The sequence below is a fragment of the Rathayibacter sp. VKM Ac-2928 genome, from assembly GCF_022815545.1.
GTDB classification, from domain to species: domain Bacteria; phylum Actinomycetota; class Actinomycetes; order Actinomycetales; family Microbacteriaceae; genus Rathayibacter; species Rathayibacter festucae.
The window spans coordinates 1486531-1507861 of sequence record NZ_JALGRU010000001.1 but is presented as its reverse complement, the minus strand read 5'-3'; the positions used below and the strand labels follow the sequence as shown (position 1 = coordinate 1507861).

The following is a 21331-nucleotide window of genomic DNA, read 5'->3' as shown; positions in this document are numbered from 1 at the left end:
CCCTCAGCTGAGGTAGGTCGCCGTGCGCGAGCGGGCGATGATCAGCTGCGCGACGCCGACCAGCGCCGCATCGGCGCCCAGCTCGGCGGTGACGATGCGCGGCGGGATGGTGATCCGGCCGACGAGGCGACGGGTCACCTCCTGCACCGCGTACTCGGGCTGGCGCGAGAGGTGGCCGGCCAGCACGATCAGCTCGGGATCGAGCACCGTGCAGAGCGCGATGCAGGACAGGCCGATGTAGTCGAAGATCTCGCCCGCCGGCACGAGGGCCGCCTCGTCGCCCGCCGCGGCCGCGTCGAGCAGGGCCTCGAGCGGGTTCGTCGCGTCCGCGGCGTGCTCGCGCGCGTAGCTCCGGGAGATCCCGGCGATCCGCGACTCCAGGTCGCCCTGGGTCGTGTACGGCCGCTCCAGGTGCGAGCGCTCGGTGACCAGGTAGCCGATCTCTCCCGCGGCCGAGCGCGAGCCGCGCAGCAGCGCGCCGTCGTGCACGATGCCGGCGCCGACTCCGACGCCGAGGACGTAGGTGGCCAGGCTCTGCGCGCCGCGGCCGGCGCCGCGGGACCACTCGCCGAAGCCGATGGCGTTCGCGTCGTTCTCGACCAGCACCGGCACGCCGACGCGGGCCTTGAGGATGCTGCCGAGCATGACGTCGCTCCAGCCGAGCTCGATCGTGTTGGTGACCCGGCCCTCCGGACCGTGCACGATGCCCGGGATGGTGACGCCGACGCCGGCGCAGGGCTTGCGGATCCGCTTCGACGCGGCCATCAGCAGGTCGACCGTCTCGATGGTGCCGGCGAGGCGGCGGTCCGCGTCGGAGCCGTCGCCGGAGAGGTCGAAGGCGAGGACCTCGTCGCGCACGGTCTTACCGTCGAAGTCGACGAGGCGGCCGTGCGCCTGCGCCTCGGACACCTCGATCGCGGCGACCACCCGGGCGTCGCCGGCGTAGCGGTAGAGCGAGGACGGCCGGCCGCCGGAGGAGCGCTCGCGGCCGTCGAGGACGATGACGCCCTCGCCGAGCAGCGCTGAGCAGAGCCGCTCGACGGTCGCGGGGCTGAGGCCGGTGTGGCGCGCGATGGCGCTGCGGGAGGAGGGGCCGTGCAGGCGGAGGGCGTCGACGATCGCCGTCCGGTTGATCTCGGTGACGACGCGGGTCGTCGCGGTGCGCGGAACCTTCATCCGACCCTCCCTCGCGGAGTTTCCCAGCATAGTGATGCGGATCGGCGCGCTCGTGCGCGGTGCGGTCAGCGCCGGTGCCACCACCGGCGGCGCGGCGGCACGGGATCCTGCGCCTCGGCGGCTGCGAACCGCGCGCTCCGGCGCTCGGTCCAGGCGGAGACCTCCGCGTCGATGTCGCGGAGCGGCGTGACCACCGGCGGGCCGCCCAAGAGCTGCCGGCGCGCCTCGACGACCCGCTTGTTGAAGTCGGCGAGCACCGCCCGCACCTCGGACTCGCGGATCAGCCGGTCGAGCTGCTCGTCGAGCCGCCGGTCCTCGGCGCGGAGCAGGAAGGCGGCGGGACCGATGCCGGTGAGGTTCTCGCGCTCGATCTTGCGGCGGATCCACCAGTCCGGGTCGTGGTGCTCGCCGAGTCCCTCGAGCGGCTTGCCCGCGCCCGGCAGGCCGTCGAACTCGCCCCGGCGGATCGCCTGCTGGATCGACGTCTCGATGAACGCGGCGCGGTCCTCGGCGTTCTCGGGAAGGGAGCCGGTGCGCTCGTCGCCGGTCTCCGGGCGGCCGCCGGTCGCGCGCTCCGCGGCGTAGCGAGCGGCGCGATCCCTGGCTTCGGACATGGGGACCTCCTCTCCCTCCAGGCTAGAAGACCCCCGCCGAGGAGGGGTACCGTGCGGTGGCATGCGCGACCTCGTCTACTACATCGCCACCTCGCTCGACGGCTTCCTCGCGGATCCTGAGGGGGACGTCTCCGCGTTGCCGACCGCGCCGGAGACCCTCGCCGACCTCTTCGAGCGCTACCCGGAGACCTGCCCGGCGCACCTGCGGGCGGCGCTCGGCGTCACGGCGTCGCCTCGCCGGTTCGACACCGTGCTGCTCGGCCGCCGCAGCCACGCCCCCGCGGTCGACGCCGGGCTCGTCGACGGTGCGTACCCGCACCTGCGCCAGATCGTGGTGACCCACGGCGAACTGCCCGCCTCCGACCGGGTGGAGACGATGGCGGGCGACGTGCGCGCGCAGGTCGCGGCGCTCAAGCGGGAGCCCGGGCGCGATGTCTGGCTCTGCGGCGGCGGCGACCTCGCCGCGCAGCTGATCGAGGAGATCGACGAGATCCAGGTGAAGATCTCGCCGGTGCTGCTGGGCGCGGGGATCCCGCTGCTCGGCGGGCTCGCGCAGCCGGTGGCGCTCGAGGCCGTCGACCTGCGCGCGCTGCCCGGCGGAGTGGCTCTGGCGACCTACCGCAGGCGCGACAGCGGTCAGTTGTAGGACCGCACCGACACGTTCTGGCCGAGGGCCGTCCAGTCGAGACCGGGAACGTCTTCCGGCTCGACGCCGTCGGGATGCACCTGCACCACCACCGAGGTGCGCTGCGACACCTCCAGGTCGCCCCCTCCGCCGCAGCCGCTCACGGGCCCGTCGTCACCGTCGATGATCACGCAGTGGTCGTCGCCGCGGATCGACGAGCCGAGATAGACGTCGACGCCCTCGGCCGTGCCGACGAAGCGCACGGAGTCCGGTTCGATCTGCTCGCTCACGTCGCCGAGATCCGGCAGCACGTCGCGGTCGTCCCGCGTCCGGTCGAAGTCCGAGTAGGGCGTCGGTCCCGCGCACCCCGCGAGCAGCGGCAGGGCGAGCAGCGCGATCGCGGCGGCGGTGGCGCCTCTGTGCTGGTTCCGTGGCATCGCGTCCCCCTCGTGCTCCGGTGTGCTCACCCTAGGCGCGCCGCACGGTGAACAGCCAGCCGGAGAGCTCCTCGTCACCCTCGCTCCGCCGCGCGAAGCCCATCGCGTAGGCGTGCCCGTCGGCGTCGGGCTCCGAGTGCGGACCCCAGTCGATCTCGGGGACCGGCCTGCGCGTGTCCGCGGTGGAGCGCAACGGCTCGAGCACCGCGGAGCCGGGCAGGACCGTCCACACGCCGTCGTCGCGCCGGGTCATGCGGGTCCGGATCGCCGCGACGGATGTCACGAGGCCCTCGATCCACACCGTGTCGGCGGCTCCTGTCGCGTCGCCGTAGCGGTCGAGCATCCACGGCGTCTCGTCGAGGTCGCCGCCGATGTAGCCGCCGCGGTGGGGGACGGCGAGCCGCCGGATCCGGTCGCCGACGGCGACGACCTCCCCGTCCTCGTCCAGCTCGGAGGTCGTGCAGAGCGCCTGCAGCAGGGCGTCGCCGTCTCCAGCGTTCTCGGATGCGGCTGGGGAGGTGGAGTCCATCCGACCACCGGACCACACGGCCCGGTTCCCGCGCAAGAGCCGCCGCTCAGCCCTCGACCAGGGGGTCGCAGTCGCCGGTGCCGAGCAGGTCGGACGGATCGTCGCAGGCGTGGCCGGTCCAGCTCTCGCCGGGACTGAGCGGCTCCTCGAGTCCGCTGTGCCGGTCGAAGGCGTGCGTCGTGAAGACGAGCAGACGAGTGGCGGTGCCGCCGACGAAGGCGAAGGAGACGATCGGATCGCCCTCGGAGGTCGGGGTGCTCCAGGCGAGCTCGGCGGCCTCCCCGCGGGCGGACAGGTCCACGAGGCAGGCGCCTGCCTCGCGGGGGAGCTCCTCGCCCTGATCCAGGACGTACTCGCCGCACGTGCCCGTCGCGTCGCCGATCCTCACGATGCCGCCCGCATCGGGGAGTGCGCGGGCCGCGGTGATCGGATCGCCCTCGGGCGCCCTCGACGCCGGTGTGGACGCGCACCCGGACAGGAGCAGTGCGGTGGCGACCGCCGCGGCGAGAAGCTGATATCGCCGGTTCACGGGCCGCCGAGCCAGTGGTCGATGCGGTGGTGGTCGGGGGTGAAGCCGTGCTCGACGCCCCAGAGGACGGCCTGGGTGCGGCTGGAGGCGCCGATCTTGCCGTAGACGCTGCGGATGTAGGACTTGACCGTGTTGGGGCTGAGGTAGGTGAGGGCGGCGACGTCGGCGTTGCTCTTGCCCTGGGTGATCAGGGCGAGGATCTCGGACTCGCGGTCGGTGATGCCCTCATGGCGGCCGGGCCAGTCGAGGCCGGGGGCGGTGCCGGCGCGGCGGGGCGGCTCGCTGACGACGAGCTCGCCGGAGCGCACGGCCTCGAGGGCGGCGACGAGCTCGCGGGCGGGCAGGGTCTTGGAGAGGTAGCCGCGCACGCCCTGGTCGAGGGCGTCGGCGACGAGGTCGGGGTGGAAGTTCCAGGTGTAGACGACGACGTGCTCGGCGCGCGGGTTGCGGACGAGGTCGGCGAGCTCCTGCAGGTCCGACTCCGGCTGGGCGAACGAGTCGTACAGCACGATGTCGATGCGGTCGGAGAGCGCGGCGTTCGCGTCGATCTCAGCGACGACGACGCGGTCGCGGTAGTGGTCGAACATGTGCGCGAGGCCCTTGAGGACGACGTCGTAGTCGTCGACCAGGGCGACGGTCAGGGGCGCGGGCATGCTCTGTCCATCCACGGACCGTACCGCGCGACCGGGCACCGTGACTACACCCCCAGGGGTGTACCGGCCACCCCTCCGCGACTGCTTGGGTTGCTCATCGGCTCAGCGACCGCAGAGCCCCACCGCACGGTCCGCCGTGCTCGACAGGAAGGTGACGCCCGTGCTCGGACTCATCATCAGCCTCATCGTCGTCGGCCTCATCGCCGGCGCTCTCGCCCGCCTCATCGTCCCGGGACGCCAGAACATCAGCATCCTGATGACCATCGTGCTGGGGATCGTCGGATCCTTCGTCGGCGGCTTCCTCGGCTTCCTGATCTTCCAGCACGACCCGATGGAGGGCTTCCTCCAGCCGGCCGGGATCATCGGCTCCATCATCGGCGCGATCATCGTGCTGTTCCTCTACACCCGCTTCGGCGGACGCGCCCGCAGCCGCGCCTGATCGATGCGGAACGACACGACGCCGGCCCGGGAACACTCCCGGGCCGGCGTCGTCGTGCGTGCGGAGCGCGCGCGGTGCCGCTACTCGAGCAGCTTGCCCGCGGTGGCGACCTCGCGGATCAGCGCCTGGATCTCCTCCGGGACCGCGGGGATCTCCTCGCGGGCGATGCCGGTGGAGGGCGACCACACCAGGTTCACCTGCAGCGCCGGGTCGATGTCCGGGTAGTCGCTGCGGTTGTGGCAGCCGCGGCTCTCGCGGCGCTCCAGCGCGGCCTCGAGGGTGGCCCGCGCGGCCATCGCCGCCGACTTCAGGTCGAAGGCGTGCGCCAGGTCCTGGAAGCCCGCGATGTCCGGGTGGATGCCGATGCCGGCGATGCGCGCCTCGATGGCGTCCAGCTCGGCGAGTCCGGCCAGCAGGCCCGCCTCGTCGCGGACGACGCCGGCGTGCTCGGTCATGGTGTTGCGGATCGCGCGCTGCAGGGCACGCACGTTCTCCTCGCCGTCGGCGGCGAGCAGGTCCGCGATCTCGTCGCGGGCGACCTGCACCGACTCGGCGGAGCGGGTCTGCGCGGTCAGTGACGCGGAGTACTCCGCGGCCGCCTGCCCGACGATGCGGCCGAAGACGAGCAGCTCGATCAGCGAGTTGCCGCCGAGGCGGTTCGCGCCGTGCAGTCCGCTGGACGCCTCGCCGATGGCGTAGAGGCCGGGGACGTCGGTGCTGTGGTCGTCCGAGCGGACCCAGACGCCGCCCATCGAGTAGTGCGCCGTCGGCGCGATCTCGATCGGGTCCTTCGTGATGTCGAGCATCTGCAGCTCGAGCATCGTCTGGTAGACGCGGGGGAGGCGGGTCATGATCGTCTCGCGCGGGAGATGCGAGACGTCGAGCCAGACGCCGCCGTTCGGCGTGCCGCGGCCCTCCTTGATCTCGGTGTAGCAGGCGAGCGCGACGCGGTCGCGGGTCGAGAGCTCCATCCGCTCGGGGTCGTACTTGCCCATGAAGCGCTCGCCGAGGCCGTTGCGGAGGATGCCGCCCTCGCCGCGCGCCGCCTCGGAGATCAGCGTGCCGGCCGCGTTCTCGGGCTCGATGATGCCCGAGGGGTGGAACTGCACCAGCTCGGGGTCGCGCAGGCGCCCGCCGGCCTCGACGGCCAGGCGGAACGAGTCGCCGGTGTTCTCGTCGCGGCGCGAGGAGGTCCGGCGCCAGATGCGGTTGTGACCGCCGGCGGCGAGGATGACCGCATCGGCGTGGATGAGGTAGCGGGTGCCGTCGACGAGGTCGAAGCCGTACGCGCCGAAGACGGCGCCGTCCTCATTGACCAGGATCCGCGTCACGTAGACGGTGTCCAGGATCGGGATGTCGAGCTGCGCGGCCCGGTTGACCAGCGTGCGCTGGATCTCGAGGCCGGTGTAGTCCCCGGCGAACGCGGTGCGGCGGTAGGTGTGCGCGCCGAAGAAGCGCTGCGAGATGCGGCCGTCGTCCTCGCGGGCGAACGGCATGCCGTAGCGCTCGAGGTCCTGGATGCCGCGGGCGGCGTTCGAGGTGACGATCTCGACCGTGTGCGGGTTGGCGAGCTGGTAGGACTCGGTGATGGTGTCGGCCGCGTGCTGCTGCCAGCTGTCGTCGGGGTCCATCGTCGCGAGGGCGGCGTTGATGCCGCCGGCGGCGAGCGAGGTGTGGGCGTCCGACTTCGAGCGCTTGCCCAGCGCGAGGACGTCGACGCCGGCCTCGGCCAGCTCGATCGCGGCGCGGAGTCCCGAGCCGCCGGTGCCGATGACGAGGACGGAGGTGGAGATCCGGCGCTCCGCCGTGGCAGTGGGTGCTGAAGTGGTCATGACTCCACGCTAGGCAGGGCGCTTCGATTACTCCAATGCATAATGCTGGGGCCGGGCATGCGCTTACGCTATGGCGATGAACTTCGAGCAGCTGTCCGGATTCGTCGAAGTCGCGCGCCTCGGCAGCTTCACCCGTGCCGCGGAGGAGCTGCACCTCGCGCAGCCGTCGCTGAGCCGCCAGATCTCCGCGCTCGAGCAGGACCTCGGCTCCGAGCTGTTCCAGCGGGCGCGCTCCGGCAGCACACTCACCCCGGCCGGTGAGCTGCTGCTGCCGCTCGCGCGGCGCATGCTCGCCGACGCCGAGTCGGTGCGCCGCGAGCTGGCCGAGCTCGCCGGGCTCGAGCGCGGGCGGGTCCGCTTCGGCGCGACGCCCACGCTCTGCATCAGCCTCGTGGCGGAGGTGCTGCACGCCTTCCACGCGGCGCACCCGGCGATCGAGCTGCACCTGGCCGAGGACGGCTCGCGCAGCCTGCTCGACCGGCTCGCGCGCGGCGAGCTCGACCTCGCGCTGGTGACGACCTCGACGGCGGCGGCCGTCGGCGCGTTCACGGTGACGCCGCTGCTCGTCGAGGAGCTGGTGGTGGTCTCCTCCGCGGCCGAGCCCGCGCTCGCCGACGGCGACGCCCTCGGCCTGGCGGCCGTGGCGGGACTCCCGCAGATCGTCTTCAACTCCAGCTACGACCTGCGCCGGACGACCGACGCGGCCTTCTCGTCCGCCGGTCTCGTGCCCGACGTGGTGCTCGAGGGCGCCGAGATGGACGCGGTGCTGCGCTTCGCCGAGCGCGGTCTCGGCGTCGCGATCGTGCCGGCGATGGTGCTGCAGGGTCGCCCGGGCCTGCGCTCGATCCGGCTCGAGGAGCCCACGCTCAGCCGCACCATCAGCCTCGCCCGCCCGGCGGACCTCGCGCCGACGGCGGCGGTCAGGGTGATGCAGCGCACGATCGCGGCGACGGCGCGCGCGTTCGCCGCCCGGGCGGGCGGCACGATGCGGCTGGCCGAGGGTCAGTCCGAGACGACCGGCTCCTCCGCCGCGATCTCGTTGAGGTAGTTGTAGATCGTGAACCGGGTCACCGCGAGCGACTCGGAGATCATGTCGACCGCGTCGCGGAGCATGAAGAAGCCGCGGTGCTTCAGCTCGAGCACGACGCCGACCTTGTGCTTCTTCTTCATCGCGGAGACCGGCACGCCGGCCGCCGCGATCGCCTGGCTGACCAGCAGCGCGGCCAGCTCGTCCACGTCCTTCACGAAGGTCTCGCCGCGGTCGGGCGCCGCGGCGGGCGCTCCTGATCCGGCCACCATCTGCGTCACGAGCGACTGGATCGACAGCCAGGCCGAGATGTCGGTGTGCACGCACAGCGCGGCGACCGGGTGGCCGGCGATGTCGCGGATGATCAGCGTCGAGGAGCGCATGCGATTGCCGTTGGGCAGCGTCGACTCGTAGTTCAGGTTGTAGTCGTCGAAGCCGCGGGCGGCCTGCTCGAGCAGCACGTCGGTCGGCGGATCGCCGATGCGACGGCCGGTGACGTCGCCGTGGATCGCGACGATCGAGTTCGGCACCAGGCTGAGGTCGTGCAGCACCACCTCGGTCGAGGTAGGCAGCGCTCGCGCGAGCGGCTCGACCAGCGAGGTGAAGAGCGCGACCAGGCGCTCGCCGTCTACCGTCCTCGGCACGGAGAACCCTGCTCCGAGCGTCGGGGGCTCGGTGCTCGCGGGCCGTTCGACGGCGGTCATCGTGCTGCTGCTGTCATCGGGATGTCCTTCGTCGACGTCGTCGTCCTCGCCGGGCGGCCGGAGGCGGTCGCCCGGGCGGGGATCAGAGTATCCGGGCCGCCTAGGACAGCTCGGCGCGCACGACGACCGCGATGTCGCTGTCGCCGTCGCCGTCGCGCTGCACCCGGGTCAGCGTCTCCAGCATCGCGGTCACCGCGGGCAGCGGGTCGGGCGACGAGTGCAGCATCAGCCGCGAGTCCTTGGCGAGCAGGTCCGCCGAGAACTGGGTGTCGGCGAAGCCGTCGGCGAGGATCATCGGCCCTTTCATCCCGGCCATGAAGCCGAGACCGGTCTTGTCCAGCATCGCCAGCACCTCCTCGGCGTCGACCCCGTTCGCGCGCCCGAGCCGGAACGACTCGACGAGCCCCTGCAGGCTGACGGCGATGGCGAGATTGGCGATCAGCTTGCCGACCGCGGCCTTCGCCGCTGAGCCGGTCACGCGGATCCGCTCGGGATCGCTCCAGAGCCGAACGAGCGGCAGCACCCGCTCGACGTCCGCCTCTGCACCGCCGACCAGCACGCCGAGCGTGCCCGCGCGAGCGGGGGCGAGGGTGCCGACCACCGGGCTGTGCACGTAGCGGGTGCCTCGGGCGTCGGCCCAGGCCTGGAACTCGTCGGCGTCGGCCGGGGCGACGGTCGTGACGTCGAGCCAGACGGCCTCGGCGGGGATCGGCAGATCCGCCGCGGTCACGACCTCGCGCACGGTGTCGGGTCCGAAGAGCACCGTCATCACGACGTCCGCGCCCTCGACGGCGCCGACGAGGTCGTCGGCCCGCGCTGCGCCGGCGGCGACGATCCGATCGGCACCCCCGGGTGTGCGGTTCCAGACGGTGAGCTCGTGACCGTCGGCCAGCAGGTGGACGGCGAGCTCGTGGCCCATGCGGCCGACGCCGAGCAGGGAGATCTTCATGACGGGGTCCTCAGGATCGGGGTGGAACGGATGGTGCGGCGGGTCACTGCTGGCCGGGCAGGCGCGGCACCGGGGCGGTGAACTGCGCGGCAGGGTCGAGCAGCCGGGACGGCCGGAAGGTGCGGAGGGCGTCCTGCTCCTCGCCGTCGATCTCCCGCGCCACCCAGTCTCCCAGCGCGAGCGAGAGCGTCACTCCGCTGTGGGTGGCGACGACGTAGAGCGGAGACTCGGGTGCGAGGCGGCCGACAGCGGGCCAGCCGTCCGCGGGCATCGCCCGCTGCCCGACCACGAAGGACTCGATCTCGGCGCCGCCGGCGTGCCGGAACAGCGCGCGGAAGCGGTCGCGGAGGGTGGTCGCGACCACGGAGTCGAGCCCGTAGGCGCGGGCGGAGTCGGCGTCGGCGTCCAGCACGGTCGACTGCAGCAGGAACCGGCCGCCGCCGGCCGGGCGGACGTTGAGCCCGGTGTGGCTGAGCAGCGGGGCGAAGTCGACGGGGACCGGGGTGGTGACGGCGAGATAGCCGACCCCCGCGCCGCCGACCTCGGCGGTCGAGACCATCGGCAGGGGAGTGCCGAGCATTCCGGTGAGCTGCTCGGTCCAGCGGCCGACGCAGCTGATCACGGTGTCCACCTCGAGGGACGCACCGTCCGCCGTCCGCACCGTCGCGCCGTCGCCGCGGGGCTCGAGAGCGGTGACCGCTGTGCGCTCGCGCACCTCCACTCCGGCCCGCTCGCAGCGGCGGAACAGCTCGACCAGCAGCAGGGCCGGATGCACGTACCCCTCGCTCGGGAAGAACGCGACGCGCTGGTCGTCAGGCATCCGCAGTCCGGGTGCCCGACGGCGGGCCTCGGCGGAGTCGAGCCACTCGACCGGGTAGCCGTAGCCCTCCAGCCGCGCCACACGTGTCTCGAGGTCGCGGGCGTGCGCGGCGTCGACAGGCCACTCCAGGTGCCCCGAGCCGACGAACCAGTCGGAGCCGTGGCCCTGCTCGTGCATCAGCGCGAGGCCGCGCAGGTTCAGGTCGTAGTACTCGCGCGGCGACTTGCCGTTCGAGTTGATCCAGGCGTAGGAGGTGCTCGACGTCCCCGAGCCGACGGTGCCGGCCTCGAGCACGACCACCTCGTGGCCGCGGCGGCCGAGCTCGGCGGCGACGGACAGGCCGACCACTCCGGCTCCGATGACGGCGATCCTGCTGCGGGTGCTGCTCATGCGCGTGCTCCTTCGTCGATCTCGTTCTCCTCCAGCAGGACGCCGCGCAGGAAGGCCCGGGTGCGGGCCTGCTTCGGCCGCACCAGGACCTGCTCCGGCGGGCCCTGCTCGACCACGACGCCGCCGTCCATGAAGACGACGTGGTCGGCGACCTCGCGGGCGAAGGCGATCTCGTGGGTGACCACGATCATCGTCATGCCGCTGTCGGCCAGGTCGCGCATCACCTCGAGCACCTCGCCGACCAGCTCGGGGTCGAGCGCGGAGGTCGGCTCGTCGAAGAGCATCACCTTCGGCTGCATGGCCAGCGCCCGGGCGATCGCCACCCGCTGCTTCTGGCCGCCGGAGAGCTGGTTCGGGTACGCCGTCGCCTTCTCGCGCAGGCCCACCCGCTCCAGCAGCGCGTGCGCCTCGGCTCGGGCCTGTGCGGGGGCGACGCGCTGGATGCCGACCCGCCCCTCCATGATGTTCTGCTCCACCGTCAGGTGCGGGAAGAGGTTGAAGCCCTGGAAGACCATGCCGATCTCCTGGCGCTGCCGAGTGACCAGGCGCTCCTTCATCTCGAAGAAGCGGCCGTCGCGCTCGGTGTAGCCGATCAGCTGGTCGTCGACGAAGACGCGACCGCTGTCGATCCGCTCGATGTGGTTGATGCAGCGCAGCAGCGTGGACTTGCCCGAACCCGACGGGCCGAGCAGGCAGGTGACCTTCTCGCGCTCCATCGTCAGGTCGATGCCCTTGAGCACCTCGAGCGAGCCGAACGACTTGTGCACGCCCTCGAGGCGCACCATCGGAAGCGACTGGGTGCTCACGGCTGTCCTCCTGTGATCGTGGGTCCTGCGACGGCGGGGGTGGAGGCTCCGGTGCTCCGTCGCTGCAGGCGCAGCGCGGTGCTCCAGAATCCGGTCCGGCCGGTGCCGGTGGGCCCGTGGCCCTGGCCGAAGTGGCGCTCGAGCACGTGCTGACCGGCGGTGAGCACCGTGGTGACGAGCAGGTACCAGATCGACGCCACGATCAGCAGCGGCACGGTGAGGTAGTTGACCGCGTAGATCAGCTGCGCGGAGTAGAGCAGTTCTGGGAAGGCGACGACGCTCACGATCGAGGTCGTCTTCAGCATGGAGATCACGTTGTTGCCCGTCGGCGGCAGGATCACCCGCATCGCCTGCGGCAGGATGATCCGGCGCAGGATCCTCGCGCGGCTCATGCCCATCGCCTGGCCGGCCTCGCGCTGACCCTGATCGATGGAGGCGAGTCCGCCCCGCACGATCTCGGCCATGTAGGCGCCCTCGTTCAGGCTGAGACCGAGCACGGCCGCGAGCCACGGCGTCATCAGCTCGCGCATCTCGGCCTCGACGAGCGGGCCGTCGGCGAAGGGCAGTCCGATCGAGACGGTCGGGTACAGCGCCGCGATGTAGCCCCAGAACAGCAGCTGCACGAAGAGCGGCGTGCCGCGGAAGAACCAGATGTAGAGCCAGGCGATCTTCGAGAAGACCGGGTTGGTCGACTCCCGCATGATCGCGACGAGCACACCCAGCGCGATGCCGACGATCATCGAGATCGCGGTGAGCTCGAGCGTGTGCCAGAGCCCGGTCAGGATGCGGGACGAGAAGAGGTACTGCCCGACGACGTCCCAGTGGTAGTTCTCGTTCGTGACGACCGTCGAGGCGAAGCCGGCCAGCAGCAGCAGGAGGATCCCCGCGACGATCCGCCGGCCCCAGTGGCGCACGGGCACCACGGTCATCGTCGGCGGTGCCGTCCGCTCCTCGGTGCGAGCGAGCACGTCGGTCATCAGCTGTTCGCCCCGTTGATGACGGACTCCTCGATGGCGATGTCCTCGAGGCCGTACTTCGCGATCAGCTCGTCGTAGGTGCCGTTCGCCATCAGCTCCGTCATCGCGGCGTGCACGGCCTCGGTGAAGGCGCCGTCCTTGGGCAGCGCGACGCCGCCGGGGTTCGGGTTCTTCGTCGCGGGGCCGGCGATCTCGAAGGCGTCGTTCGCCTGCTGCGCGAGCACGAGCGGCGGCACGTCGGCGAGGACGGCGTCGACCTGGCCGGCGGTGAGGGCGAGCAGGGCCTCCGGGGTGCCGGCGAAGACCGCCTCGGTCGGAGCCTCCTCGCCCTCCGCGGCGCAGGTCTCGGCCTGCGGCGGGAGCATCGTCGACTGCTGGAGGGAGCCGCGATTCACGGCGACGGTGGCGCCGCAGAGCGCGGTCGCGGTGAGGTCCATCGGGTTCCCCGCCTCCACGAGTGCGACCGTGCCGTTGTGGTAGTAGGTGACGAAGTCGACGACCTCCTCGCGCTCCTTGGTGTCGCCGATCGAGTTCATCGCCATGTCGTTCGTGCCGGACTGCAGCGAGGGGATGAGACCGTCGAAGGAGGTGATCGAGAACTCGACCTCGAGGCCCATCAGCGCCGCCATCTCGCGGGCGAGGTCGGCGTCGAGCCCGACGAGGGTCTCACCGTCCTCCTCGGAGATCGAGCCGAACGGGGGATACGCGCCGTCGAGGCCCATGCGGATGACGCCGGCCTCGGCGATGACGTCGGGGACCAGCGCCTGCACGGCAGGGTCCGCCTCCGAGGCGACGCCGGACGCGGAGTCGGCGGAGGACGTGTCGTCACCCGCGCTGCACGCCGTCAGCGTCAGCAGGAGGGCGGCCGTTCCAGCGGCGGCGGACAGGCGGAGCAGGGAGCGAGAGGACATGGTGACCTTCCAGGGCGCACGGGGGAGGAATTGGTGCTGCTGTTGAGAGTGCAGCAATTCTTACCCGCGACGTTGAAGGAATGCGCGCCGATCCCGGTCGAAAGAGCGGTCTTTTACACAGCAGTAACAAAAAGAGTCTCCACGAAACATAAAGACGCTTCTGCTGTCTCGGGCCCGGCGGTCTGCGGGAGGGTCGGGATCAGCGCAGGCGCGCGTAGCGCCGGCTCCGCGCCGACAGCACCGACGCTCCGAGCACCGCCGCGATCACCGAGCCGGCCAGCACGCCGACCTTCACGTGCTCGTCGGCCTCGCTCCCGACGCCGAAGGACAGCTCGCCGACGAGCAGCGAGACGGTGAAGCCGATGCCGGCGAGCATCGACATGCCGACCAGGTCCGGCCAGCGCAGCGCGGGGTCCAGGCGGAGGCCGGGCAGGCGGGTGATCAGGAAGGTGGTCGCGAGGATGCCGAGCGGCTTGCCGACCACCAGGCCGACGACGATGCCGAGGGCGATGCTGTCCTGGAACGACTCGACGAGGCCGGTGAGGCCGCCGATCGTCACTCCGGCCGAGAAGAAGGCGAAGACCGGGACGGCGACGCCGGCCGAGACGCCGCTCCAGCGGTCGGCGAAGTGAGCGGCGAGTCCGTCGTACTCGGGCTCGCCGTCGCTGCCGGTTCCGGTGCGGACCCGGGCGCGGGCGGTCGCGACGACCGGGACCGCGAAGCCGAGCAGCACGCCGGCGACGGTCGCGTGGATGCCGGAGGCGTGCACGAGCGCCCAGGTGGCGACGCCGAGCGGGATCAGGATCCACCAGGTGCGGACGCCGCGCTGGACGAGGACGGCGAAGATCCCGAGCGGGACGAGCGCGAGCAGCAGCGGCAGGAAGGCGATGGCCGAGGTGTAGAAGACGGCGATGATCGTGATGGCGAGCAGGTCGTCGACGACGGCGAGGGTGAGCAGGAAGGTGCGCAGGGCGACCGGGAGGCTCTTGCCGACGACCGCGATCACGGCGACCGCGAAGGCGATGTCGGTGGCGACCGGGATCGCCCAGCCCTGCAGGGCGTCGGGGCCGGCGGTCGCGTTGATCGCGACGTAGATCAGGGCGGGGACGGCGACACCGCCGAACGCCGCCGCGACCGGGAGGGCGGCGGTGCGCGGGTCGCGGAGCTTGCCGACGACGAACTCCTCCTTGAGCTCGAGGCCCACGACGAAGAAGAAGATCGCGAGCAGTCCGTCGGCCGCCCAGGCGCCGACGCTGAGGTTCAGGTGGAGCGCCTCGGGGCCGAACTCGAAGTCGCGGACGGTCTCGTAGAAGCCCGCCGCGGGCGAGTTGGCGAGGACCAGTGCGAGGACGGTCGCGCCGAGCAGCAGGGCGCCGCCGACGGCGTCGGAGCGCAGCGTCTGGCGCAGGCCCCGCCAGATCGCGTGCGGCGCCTGGTGGGTGGGCTCGGAGGCAGGAGTGTGGGGCACGGAGGGGCTTCCTTCGGGAGGTCGTCGGATCGCGTGGGAACGCGGCAGAGGGCCGCGTCCGCCGACCAGACTTCCCGGCACACCGCCGACCATCGTACCGGTGCGGTTCCTCCCTGCACTCGGACCCTCCCTACACTCGGACGATGCGACACGGCATCGTCATCCTCCCGCAGGAGCCCTGGTCCACCGCCCGCCGCAAGTGGCAGTCCGCGGAGGGGCTCGGCTTCGACCACGCCTGGACCTACGACCACCTCTCCTGGCGCTCGCTCGCCGACCAGGTCTGGCACGCGACGATTCCGACGTTGACGGCCGCCGCTATCGTCACCGAGACGCTGCGGCTGGGCACCTTCGTCGCCTCGCCGAACTTCCGCCACCCGGTGCCGTTCGCGAAGGAGATCGCGACGGTCGACGAGATCTCGGGCGGCCGCTTCGTCCTCGGGGTCGGCTCGGGCGGGACGGGCTTCGACGCGACGGTGCTGGGGCAGGAGCTGCACTCGCCGCGGGAGCGGCACGAGCGCTACGTCGAGTTCGTCGCGGCGCTCGACGTGCTGCTCCGGCACGAGGCTCCGGGCTCGGGCGGCATCGATCTCGACGGCGCGTGGTTCACCGCGCGCGGCGCCCGGATGGTGGGGGAGCCGGCGCAGTCGCCGCGCGTGCCGTTCGTGCTCGCGGCGAACGGGCCGAAGGGCCTCGCGCTCGTGGCCGAGCGGGCGCAGGGCTGGGTGACGACGGGTCCGGAGGGCCGCAGCACCGACGAGTGGTGGGCGGCGGTCGCCGAGCTCTCGCAGCGCCTCGACGACGCGCTCGAGGCCGCCGGGCGCGATCCGCGCTCGATCGAGCGGCACCTCTCGCTCGACTCCGGGCCGGACTACTCCCTCGAGAGCGTCGACCGCTACGCCGACTCGTCGGGCCGCGCCGAGGCGCTGGGCTTCACCGACGTGATCGCGCACTGGCCGCGCGCCGACGGGCTGTACGCCGGCGACGAGGACGTGCTCTACGAGGTCGCGGCGCGGTTCTGAGGCGCGGGCGGGCGTCGCAGTCCACGGGCCGCGAGCGCGACGCAGGCGAGGATCGCGAGCGCGGTCGCCGCGAGCAGCAGCGGCATCGGCAGGGCGACGGCCAGCGCCGCGAGGATCGCCGGCACGAGGAAGCCGGCGTAGGTGACGGAGTAGTAGACGGCGGTGACACTCGCCAGGTCGCGCGTCTCGACGAGGGCCTGCGAGGCGGTCAGTCCGGAGACCATCGCGAGGCCGTAGCCGCAGCCGAAGACCGGTGCGGCGACGAGGACCGGCCAGAGCTGCTGGCCGACGGCGGCGGGGATCAGCAGCAGAGCGCCGAGGGCGGTGAGCGCACCGCCGACGAGGGCTCCGCGGCCGCGCAGCAGCGCGAGAAGCGGGCCGGAGAAGAGCTGGGTGACCCAGCCGCAGCCGAGGGTGATCACGGTGACGAGGGTCGCGAAGCCGACGGTGAGACCCGGCAGCCGATCGGCGACCAGGCTCGGTCCGACCGCGAAGGACAGGGCGGGTGCCGCGAAGACCCAGGGGGCGAGCGGCAGGACGACGGCGGCGAAGCGGGCGCGGGCGGGTCGCGGAATGCTGAGCTCGCCGGTCAGGCGTCCGGCGGAGGGGTCGTAGGCCCGGGTCTCCGGTGCGCGGAGGAGCACGAGGACGGCCGCGACGCAGGCGGCGGACTGGACGATGTAGGGGAGCACGGTCGGCCAGGGGCCGAACTGCGCGAGCGCGCCGCCGACTCCCGCGCCGCCGCCGAAGCCGATGGTGAGCATCGCGGAGGCGCGGCGGGCACCGGCCGAGGACGCTCCGGTCGCGATCGAGAGCTCCTTGATCCAGGCCGTGCCGACGACCATCCCCGCCGCGACGCTCAGCCCGCTGATGAAGCGGCCGACGCCGAGCCCGAGCACCGAGGCGGGGGAGCAGGCGAGCACGACGCTGCCGAGGATCCCCAGCACGAGGCCCGCGAGCAGCACCGGCCGCCGGCCGAAGCGGTCGGACCAGCCGCCCGCGAGCGCGAAGCCGGGCACGATGCCGAGGACGTAGGCGGCGAGCAGGATCGTGACCTGCGTCTGCGTGTAGCCCTCGAGCTGGCGGTAGAGCTGCATCAGCGGCAGGAACTGGTTGCCGCCCCAGCCGAGGACGACGAGCGACGGCGCGACGAGGAGCCAGGAGCGCGCGGAGGGAGCGGACGGTCCGGCGGGGGAGGGGAGCGGCACGGTCCATAGTGGCGCACCCGAGCGGCTCGCGGTCAGAGCCGCACGACGAGCTTCCGCGCGGACACGCCCCCGTGCAGCCGGTCGAGCGCGCCCTGCACGGCGCCGAGACCGGTGCCGACGACGTCGGGCTCGGGCGCGCAGCGGTGGCGGCCGTCGGCGAGCGCGCTCGGCAGGTGGTCGCGCCAGAGCATCGGCCCGACCTCGTTGCTCATCAGCGTCGCGCCCCAGACGTAGCGGGCGCGGATGCCGCGACGGCGGGCGGCGAGCTGGAGGCGGAGGTTCGCGCCGACCAGCCGCGACATCGTCCGCACGAACGGGAGCGAGAGCCCCGCCCTGCGCGGCAGGGAGCCGAAGGAGACCGAGGGGCTGGCGAGGGCGACCCGGCGGGCTCCGGTGGCGGCCGCGACGGCGACGCAGGGCTCGGCGGAGCCGGTGCCGACCGCGAGGATGCCGGCCACCTCCGCGCCGCCGATCGCGGCGACGACATCGGCGACCGCGCTCGGGCCGCGGTAGTCGACGACCACGTCGGCGCCGAGCTCGCGCAGGCGGGCGTGGTTGCCGGGCGAGGCGGTGGCGACGACGCGGTGGCCGGAGGCGACGGCGAGCTGGATCGCATTGCTGCCGACGCTGGTGGCGCCGCCCCAGACCACGACCGTCCGGCCGGTGGGGACCGGCTCGGTCGAGGGGTGGGGCAGCGCCAGGTGGTCCTTCTGGAAGAGCGCGGTCGCGGCGGTGGAGACCGCGAGCGGCAGCACCACGGCCTGCTCGTGCGCCAGCTGCGGTGGGATCGGCGCGGCGAGGTCCGCGCGGACGACGGTGTACTCCTGGAAGCCGCCCTCGGCGTCGTGCCGGCGGCCGCGCTCCATGCCGACCGCGTAGGCGACGACGCGGTCGCCGACGGCGAAGCGGTCGACGCCGGGCCCGACGGCCGCGACCTCGCCGGCGACGTCCTCGCCGAGGATCGAGGGGTAGGGGAGCCAGCGGTACATCAGGTCGCCGGTCCACTGCTTCAGCTCGTCGAGCGGGTTCACGGCGACGGCGCGGTTGCGCACCAGCAGCTCGCCGGGCCCGGGCTCGTGCAGCGCGGCGGGACCGACGACCAGGTCGGCGCGGGGCGAGGGGAGTCGCGCGGCGGTGTTCGTGAGTGCGGCGGTGTTCGAGGGCAAGGGTTCTCCAGTGCTCGACGGCATGACGTGTCATCACTGTAGCCCTGATGGCACGACGTGTCATCGGCTAGCCTGGCTGCATGTCACGCTGGGCCCCCGACGCCGCACTGCGCCTCGAGCGCGCCGCGATGGAGCTGTTCACCGAGCACGGCTACTCCGCGACGACGGTGCCGTCGATCGCCGAGCGGGCCGGGCTCACGACCCGCACCTTCTTCCGGCACTTCGCCGACAAGCGCGACGTGCTGTTCCTCCGCGAGCGGGAGTTCCCGGAGGTGGTGGCCCGGCTTCTCGCCGGGGCACCCGCGGGCCTGGATCCGCTCGGGCTGCTGATGCACGGGCTCGAGACGGTCGCGGCGGGGGACCTCGAGGGCTGGCGCGGCGAGATCGCGGCACGGCGGGCGGTCGTGCTGTCCGAGCCGGCGCTGCGCGAGCGCGAGCTGCTGAAGTCGGCGGTGCTCACCGACGCGATGCGCGACGCGCTGGTCGAGCGGAGTGTCCCGGCGGAGGACGCGGCGCTCGCGGCCCGTACGGCGGCCGTGCTCTTCGACGCGTCGCTGGAGCAGTGGCTCGGGGAGCGAGACAGCACGCTGGTCGTGGTGCTCCACGAGCAGTGCCTGCGGCTCCGGAGACTGGTGAGCGCGGCGGAGCAGGCGGGCTCGCCCGAGTAGGCGAGCCCGCGCGCGCCCTACGCCTTCGAGGTGGCCGTCGCGTTGCCGACGACGCCCTGCGGGTTCGAGGTGGTGTCGGTCAGCACGAAGCGGATCTCCTGCGGGAAGGCGGTCGGCTTGACCCGCACCCAGGTCGTCTCCGCCGCGCGGGTCAGGGTCCAGGAGTAGGTGTAGAGGCCGTCGGTCAGGACGCCCTGCACGCCCGGGGCGAGGCTGGTGGTGTCGTAGGTGATCGTCGATACCGGCTTCGCGGAGCTGATGACGTACGTCCAACCGGTCTTGTACGAGGCGTAGTCGCCGTCGTCGGGGACGGCGGTGAAGTCGGTGCGCGCGTAGCCGGTGTTGTTGGTCGCCTTGAGGCTCGGGTCGCCGACCGACTGGCGCGTCGCCGAGAAGGTCGGGTTCGGGTAGGTGTCCGGCTGGCCGGGGACGACCTCCACGGTGGAGGCGCTCGCGAGCGGCGCCGCGGCGGCGACGGCGATCACGGGCAGCGACCAGGCCGCGGCGACGGCGACGGAGCGGCGAGAGGGGGAGAGCGGGGAGATCGGGGAGGAGGTGGGCACGGGGTCCTTTCGGGGCCGGGAGGGGGGAGTTCCGTCCAGAAAGTAGCGACAGCCGCCCCGTCCTTCCGCGCCAGCGCCCGCCCGGCCACGGCCCCTCTCAGGGGGAGGAGGCACGCCGTTCCTGGGCTCGGGCTGACACGACCACGTAGAACCACCTAGTCCGGAAGAGGTCCTCGTTAGCCTGGTCCGCATGGCCAGAACCGTCTCCACCACCACCGCCGTCGACCGCGACGGCATGCTCGACTTCGTGCGACCGCGGCACCGGATGCTCGTCGCCACCACCCGCGCGGACGGCCGGCCGCAGATGTCGCCGGTGTCCGGCGGCGTCGACGCCGAGGGCCGCCTGGTGATCTCGACCTACCCCGGCCGGGCGAAGACGCGCAACGCCGAGCGCCGTTCCGCGGCCTCGGTCCTCGTGCTGTCCGACGACTGGAACGACGCGTGGATCCAAGTCGACGGCGACGCCGAGGTGCTGCACATGCCCGAGGCGGAGGACGCGCTCGTCGACTACTACCGCAGCATCTCGGGGGAGCACCCGGACTGGGACGAGTACCGCGCGGCGATGCGGCTGCAGGACAAGTCGCTGCTGCGCATCACGCCGACGCGCTGGAGCCCGATCGCGACCGGCGGCTTCCCGGCCGACGTCGCGGCGCGGCTCGACGCCCCGCGCCCCGACGTCCTGAACCCCGACGACCGGGCGTGATCCGCCCCCGCCTCACCCGGGCCGGCCGGGCCTGGCGCGACGCGGTGGCCGGCCCGCGGCTGCTGCTCGCGCTGAAGACCGCGGTGGCGGTGGGCATCGCCTGGGCCGTCGCGCCGCACGTGCCCGGAGTCGCCGAGCAGTACCCGTACTACGCGCCGCTCGGCGCGCTGGTCAGCATGTACCCGACGCTGATGGGCTCGGCGAAGACCGGGCTGCAGACGCTCCTCGGGCTCGCGGCCGGCATCGGGCTGGCGGTGCTGGTCGTGGTGACGGTCGGCCCGACCTGGTGGACGATCCCGTTGATCGTGGGCATCGGCGTGGTGCTCTCGGGCACCGGCTGGTTCGGCGCGGGCCGCGAGTACGTGCCGATGGCGGCGCTCTTCGTCCTGATCATCGGCGGCGCGAAGGCGGAGGACTACTCGCTCGGCTACCTCGTGCAGATGGCGGTCGGCGTGGTCGTCGGGCTGCTGGTCAACCTCCTCGTCGCTCCGGGGCTGACCTCCGAGGCGGCGACCGCCCGGGTCGACGAGTTCGAGCGCCAGCTCGGGCGCCACCTGCACGACATGGCGACGGCCCTCGAGGAGACCTGGCCGCCCGAGCACGAGGCCTGGTCGACCAACGGCGAGCAGCTCGCGGCGACCGCGACCGAGGTGCGGCGGGCGCTGGTCGACGGCGACGAGAGCCGCAAGGGCAATCCGCGCGCGCTGCTGCACCGGCACAGCTCGCAGACCGACCACCTCCGGCTGGCGACCCTGGACGGGACGCTCTTCCACGTCCGCGACATGACGGCCGCGCTGGCGGACACGATCTGGAACCGCCCGGGCGCGCTGCCCTTCGACGCCGAGCTCGCGGCGCCGCTGAGCGCGGCCTGCCACGCGGTCGGCGACGCGGTGGTGACGGGCGGCTCGCCCGAGGACCGCTCCCTGGAGCCGGCGGAGAGGGCGGTCGACGACCTCGCGCGCGCCGTCGACGCCCGCGCTGCGGCGACCGGAACGAGCATGGGCCCGGGTGTGCTGGTCGCGATCCATCTGCGCCGCATCCTCGTGGAGCTGCACCGGGACGACCCGCTGCGTACTCCAGCGGCGAGTGCGGAGGGATCGCGTGCGGAAGGATGAGCG

At 72.8% G+C, this 21331-nt stretch carries 24 protein-coding genes; 7 read left to right on the top strand and 17 right to left on the bottom strand.

What is annotated here, in order from left to right:
* Positions 1-3: 3 nt before the first annotated feature.
* On the bottom strand, positions 4-1176 hold the full coding sequence (locus MT350_RS06980; RefSeq protein WP_243599209.1) for an ROK family transcriptional regulator: 1173 nt from the start codon (positions 1174-1176) through the stop codon (positions 4-6).
* Positions 1177-1241: 65 nt separating this feature from the next.
* The gene (locus MT350_RS06975; RefSeq protein ID WP_243599210.1) at positions 1242-1790 is read right to left on the bottom strand and encodes a DUF1992 domain-containing protein; all 549 of its coding nucleotides are present in this window, start codon (positions 1788-1790) and stop codon (positions 1242-1244) included.
* Positions 1791-1851: 61 nt separating this feature from the next.
* Between MT350_RS06975 and MT350_RS06970 the strand changes: the two genes are divergently transcribed.
* The gene (locus MT350_RS06970; protein ID WP_243599211.1) at positions 1852-2436 is read left to right on the top strand and encodes a dihydrofolate reductase family protein; all 585 of its coding nucleotides are present in this window, start codon (positions 1852-1854) and stop codon (positions 2434-2436) included.
* Here MT350_RS06970 and MT350_RS06965 read toward each other — a convergent pair.
* The 4 genes from MT350_RS06965 to MT350_RS06950 are packed head-to-tail and all read right to left on the bottom strand — an operon-like array spanning position 2427 to position 4563.
* On the bottom strand, positions 2427-2852 hold the full coding sequence (locus MT350_RS06965; protein WP_243599212.1) for a hypothetical protein: 426 nt from the start codon (positions 2850-2852) through the stop codon (positions 2427-2429). The genes MT350_RS06970 and MT350_RS06965 overlap by 10 nt on opposite strands.
* A gap of 31 nt (positions 2853-2883) precedes the next feature.
* On the bottom strand, positions 2884-3381 hold the full coding sequence (locus tag MT350_RS06960; RefSeq protein WP_243599213.1) for a hypothetical protein: 498 nt from the start codon (positions 3379-3381) through the stop codon (positions 2884-2886).
* 46 nt (positions 3382-3427) lie between these two features.
* The gene (locus MT350_RS06955) at positions 3428-3910 is read right to left on the bottom strand and encodes a hypothetical protein (protein WP_243599214.1); all 483 of its coding nucleotides are present in this window, start codon (positions 3908-3910) and stop codon (positions 3428-3430) included.
* Positions 3907-4563: a response regulator transcription factor gene (locus MT350_RS06950; protein WP_123445882.1), complete on the bottom strand. Its 657-nt coding sequence runs from the start codon at positions 4561-4563 to the stop codon at positions 3907-3909. Before MT350_RS06950 ends, MT350_RS06955 begins: the two co-directional genes overlap by 4 nt.
* A 160-nt stretch (positions 4564-4723) precedes the next feature.
* On the opposite strand from MT350_RS06950, the gene MT350_RS06945 reads away from it, so the two are divergent.
* The gene (locus MT350_RS06945) at positions 4724-5002 is read left to right on the top strand and encodes a GlsB/YeaQ/YmgE family stress response membrane protein (RefSeq protein WP_123445883.1); all 279 of its coding nucleotides are present in this window, start codon (positions 4724-4726) and stop codon (positions 5000-5002) included.
* 80 nt (positions 5003-5082) lie between these two features.
* On the opposite strand, the gene MT350_RS06940 is transcribed toward MT350_RS06945, so the two are convergent.
* A complete protein-coding gene (locus tag MT350_RS06940) occupies positions 5083-6834 on the bottom strand; it encodes an L-aspartate oxidase (RefSeq protein ID WP_243599215.1) in 1752 nt (583 codons plus the stop codon).
* A gap of 76 nt (positions 6835-6910) precedes the next feature.
* Between MT350_RS06940 and MT350_RS06935 the strand changes: the two genes are divergently transcribed.
* Complete coding sequence (locus MT350_RS06935) at positions 6911-7882, top strand: LysR family transcriptional regulator (protein ID WP_243599216.1); 972 nt, start codon at positions 6911-6913, stop codon at positions 7880-7882.
* Here MT350_RS06935 and MT350_RS06930 read toward each other — a convergent pair.
* From MT350_RS06930 to nhaA, 7 genes are all read right to left on the bottom strand, one after another.
* Positions 7837-8505: a transcriptional regulator gene (locus MT350_RS06930; protein WP_243599217.1), complete on the bottom strand. Its 669-nt coding sequence runs from the start codon at positions 8503-8505 to the stop codon at positions 7837-7839. The genes MT350_RS06935 and MT350_RS06930 overlap by 46 nt on opposite strands.
* A 160-nt stretch (positions 8506-8665) precedes the next feature.
* The gene (locus MT350_RS06925; RefSeq protein ID WP_243615597.1) at positions 8666-9514 is read right to left on the bottom strand and encodes an NAD(P)-dependent oxidoreductase; all 849 of its coding nucleotides are present in this window, start codon (positions 9512-9514) and stop codon (positions 8666-8668) included.
* Positions 9515-9557: 43 nt separating this feature from the next.
* A complete protein-coding gene (locus MT350_RS06920; RefSeq protein ID WP_243599219.1) occupies positions 9558-10724 on the bottom strand; it encodes an FAD-binding oxidoreductase in 1167 nt (388 codons plus the stop codon).
* Positions 10721-11509 (bottom strand): amino acid ABC transporter ATP-binding protein, encoded by a 789-nt coding sequence (locus MT350_RS06915; RefSeq protein ID WP_243599301.1) that lies wholly within the window; start codon positions 11507-11509, stop codon positions 10721-10723. The genes MT350_RS06920 and MT350_RS06915 overlap by 4 nt, the downstream gene beginning before the upstream one ends.
* A gap of 17 nt (positions 11510-11526) precedes the next feature.
* Entirely contained in the window at positions 11527-12507 is a 981-nt protein-coding gene (locus tag MT350_RS06910) for an amino acid ABC transporter permease (protein ID WP_243599220.1), read from the bottom strand.
* On the bottom strand, positions 12507-13418 hold the full coding sequence (locus MT350_RS06905) for an ABC transporter substrate-binding protein (RefSeq protein ID WP_243599221.1): 912 nt from the start codon (positions 13416-13418) through the stop codon (positions 12507-12509). Before MT350_RS06905 ends, MT350_RS06910 begins: the two co-directional genes overlap by 1 nt.
* Before the next feature lie 199 nt (positions 13419-13617).
* Positions 13618-14886 carry a Na+/H+ antiporter NhaA gene (nhaA, locus tag MT350_RS06900; RefSeq protein WP_374204649.1) on the bottom strand — a complete coding sequence of 423 codons (1269 nt, stop codon included), beginning with the start codon at positions 14884-14886 and terminating at the stop codon, positions 13618-13620.
* A gap of 143 nt (positions 14887-15029) precedes the next feature.
* On the opposite strand from nhaA, the gene MT350_RS06895 reads away from it, so the two are divergent.
* Positions 15030-15905: an LLM class flavin-dependent oxidoreductase gene (locus MT350_RS06895; protein ID WP_243599222.1), complete on the top strand. Its 876-nt coding sequence runs from the start codon at positions 15030-15032 to the stop codon at positions 15903-15905.
* On the opposite strand, the gene MT350_RS06890 is transcribed toward MT350_RS06895, so the two are convergent.
* Together MT350_RS06890 and MT350_RS06885 are read right to left on the bottom strand one after the other, a co-directional pair.
* On the bottom strand, positions 15881-17113 hold the full coding sequence (locus MT350_RS06890; RefSeq protein WP_243615596.1) for an MFS transporter: 1233 nt from the start codon (positions 17111-17113) through the stop codon (positions 15881-15883). The two genes, MT350_RS06895 and MT350_RS06890, sit on opposite strands and share 25 nt — an antisense overlap.
* 32 nt (positions 17114-17145) lie before the next feature.
* Complete coding sequence (locus MT350_RS06885; RefSeq protein WP_243599224.1) at positions 17146-18279, bottom strand: zinc-binding alcohol dehydrogenase family protein; 1134 nt, start codon at positions 18277-18279, stop codon at positions 17146-17148.
* A gap of 80 nt (positions 18280-18359) precedes the next feature.
* Between MT350_RS06885 and MT350_RS06880 the strand changes: the two genes are divergently transcribed.
* A complete protein-coding gene (locus MT350_RS06880) occupies positions 18360-18947 on the top strand; it encodes a TetR/AcrR family transcriptional regulator (RefSeq protein ID WP_243599225.1) in 588 nt (195 codons plus the stop codon).
* Positions 18948-18964: 17 nt separating this feature from the next.
* On the opposite strand, the gene MT350_RS06875 is transcribed toward MT350_RS06880, so the two are convergent.
* Positions 18965-19510 (bottom strand): hypothetical protein, encoded by a 546-nt coding sequence (locus MT350_RS06875; protein WP_243599226.1) that lies wholly within the window; start codon positions 19508-19510, stop codon positions 18965-18967.
* A 190-nt stretch (positions 19511-19700) separates the two neighbouring features.
* Between MT350_RS06875 and MT350_RS06870 the strand changes: the two genes are divergently transcribed.
* On the top strand, positions 19701-20213 hold the full coding sequence (locus MT350_RS06870) for a PPOX class F420-dependent oxidoreductase (protein WP_243599227.1): 513 nt from the start codon (positions 19701-19703) through the stop codon (positions 20211-20213).
* Positions 20210-21328: an aromatic acid exporter family protein gene (locus tag MT350_RS06865; RefSeq protein WP_243599228.1), complete on the top strand. Its 1119-nt coding sequence runs from the start codon at positions 20210-20212 to the stop codon at positions 21326-21328. The genes MT350_RS06870 and MT350_RS06865 overlap by 4 nt, the downstream gene beginning before the upstream one ends.
* Positions 21329-21331 lie beyond the last annotated feature (3 nt).

Bases quoted from the DNA above. Each gene is read 5' to 3' on its own strand.
- MT350_RS06980 (WP_243599209.1), bottom strand. From the start codon at position 1,176: ATGAAGGTTCCGCGCACCGCGACGACCCGCGTCGTCACCGAGATCAAC.
- MT350_RS06975 (WP_243599210.1), bottom strand. From the start codon at position 1,790: ATGTCCGAAGCCAGGGATCGCGCCGCTCGCTACGCCGCGGAGCGCGCG.
- MT350_RS06970 (WP_243599211.1), top strand. From the start codon at position 1,852: ATGCGCGACCTCGTCTACTACATCGCCACCTCGCTCGACGGCTTCCTC.
- MT350_RS06965 (WP_243599212.1), bottom strand. From the start codon at position 2,852: ATGCCACGGAACCAGCACAGAGGCGCCACCGCCGCCGCGATCGCGCTG.
- MT350_RS06960 (WP_243599213.1), bottom strand. From the start codon at position 3,381: ATGGACTCCACCTCCCCAGCCGCATCCGAGAACGCTGGAGACGGCGAC.
- MT350_RS06950 (WP_123445882.1), bottom strand. From the start codon at position 4,563: ATGCCCGCGCCCCTGACCGTCGCCCTGGTCGACGACTACGACGTCGTC.
- MT350_RS06940 (WP_243599215.1), bottom strand. From the start codon at position 6,834: ATGACCACTTCAGCACCCACTGCCACGGCGGAGCGCCGGATCTCCACC.
- MT350_RS06935 (WP_243599216.1), top strand. From the start codon at position 6,911: ATGAACTTCGAGCAGCTGTCCGGATTCGTCGAAGTCGCGCGCCTCGGC.
- MT350_RS06925 (WP_243615597.1), bottom strand. From the start codon at position 9,514: ATGAAGATCTCCCTGCTCGGCGTCGGCCGCATGGGCCACGAGCTCGCC.
- MT350_RS06920 (WP_243599219.1), bottom strand. From the start codon at position 10,724: ATGAGCAGCACCCGCAGCAGGATCGCCGTCATCGGAGCCGGAGTGGTC.
- MT350_RS06915 (WP_243599301.1), bottom strand. From the start codon at position 11,509: ATGGTGCGCCTCGAGGGCGTGCACAAGTCGTTCGGCTCGCTCGAGGTG.
- MT350_RS06910 (WP_243599220.1), bottom strand. From the start codon at position 12,507: ATGACCGACGTGCTCGCTCGCACCGAGGAGCGGACGGCACCGCCGACG.
- MT350_RS06905 (WP_243599221.1), bottom strand. From the start codon at position 13,418: ATGTCCTCTCGCTCCCTGCTCCGCCTGTCCGCCGCCGCTGGAACGGCC.
- MT350_RS06895 (WP_243599222.1), top strand. From the start codon at position 15,030: ATGCGACACGGCATCGTCATCCTCCCGCAGGAGCCCTGGTCCACCGCC.
- MT350_RS06880 (WP_243599225.1), top strand. From the start codon at position 18,360: ATGTCACGCTGGGCCCCCGACGCCGCACTGCGCCTCGAGCGCGCCGCG.
- MT350_RS06870 (WP_243599227.1), top strand. From the start codon at position 19,701: ATGGCCAGAACCGTCTCCACCACCACCGCCGTCGACCGCGACGGCATG.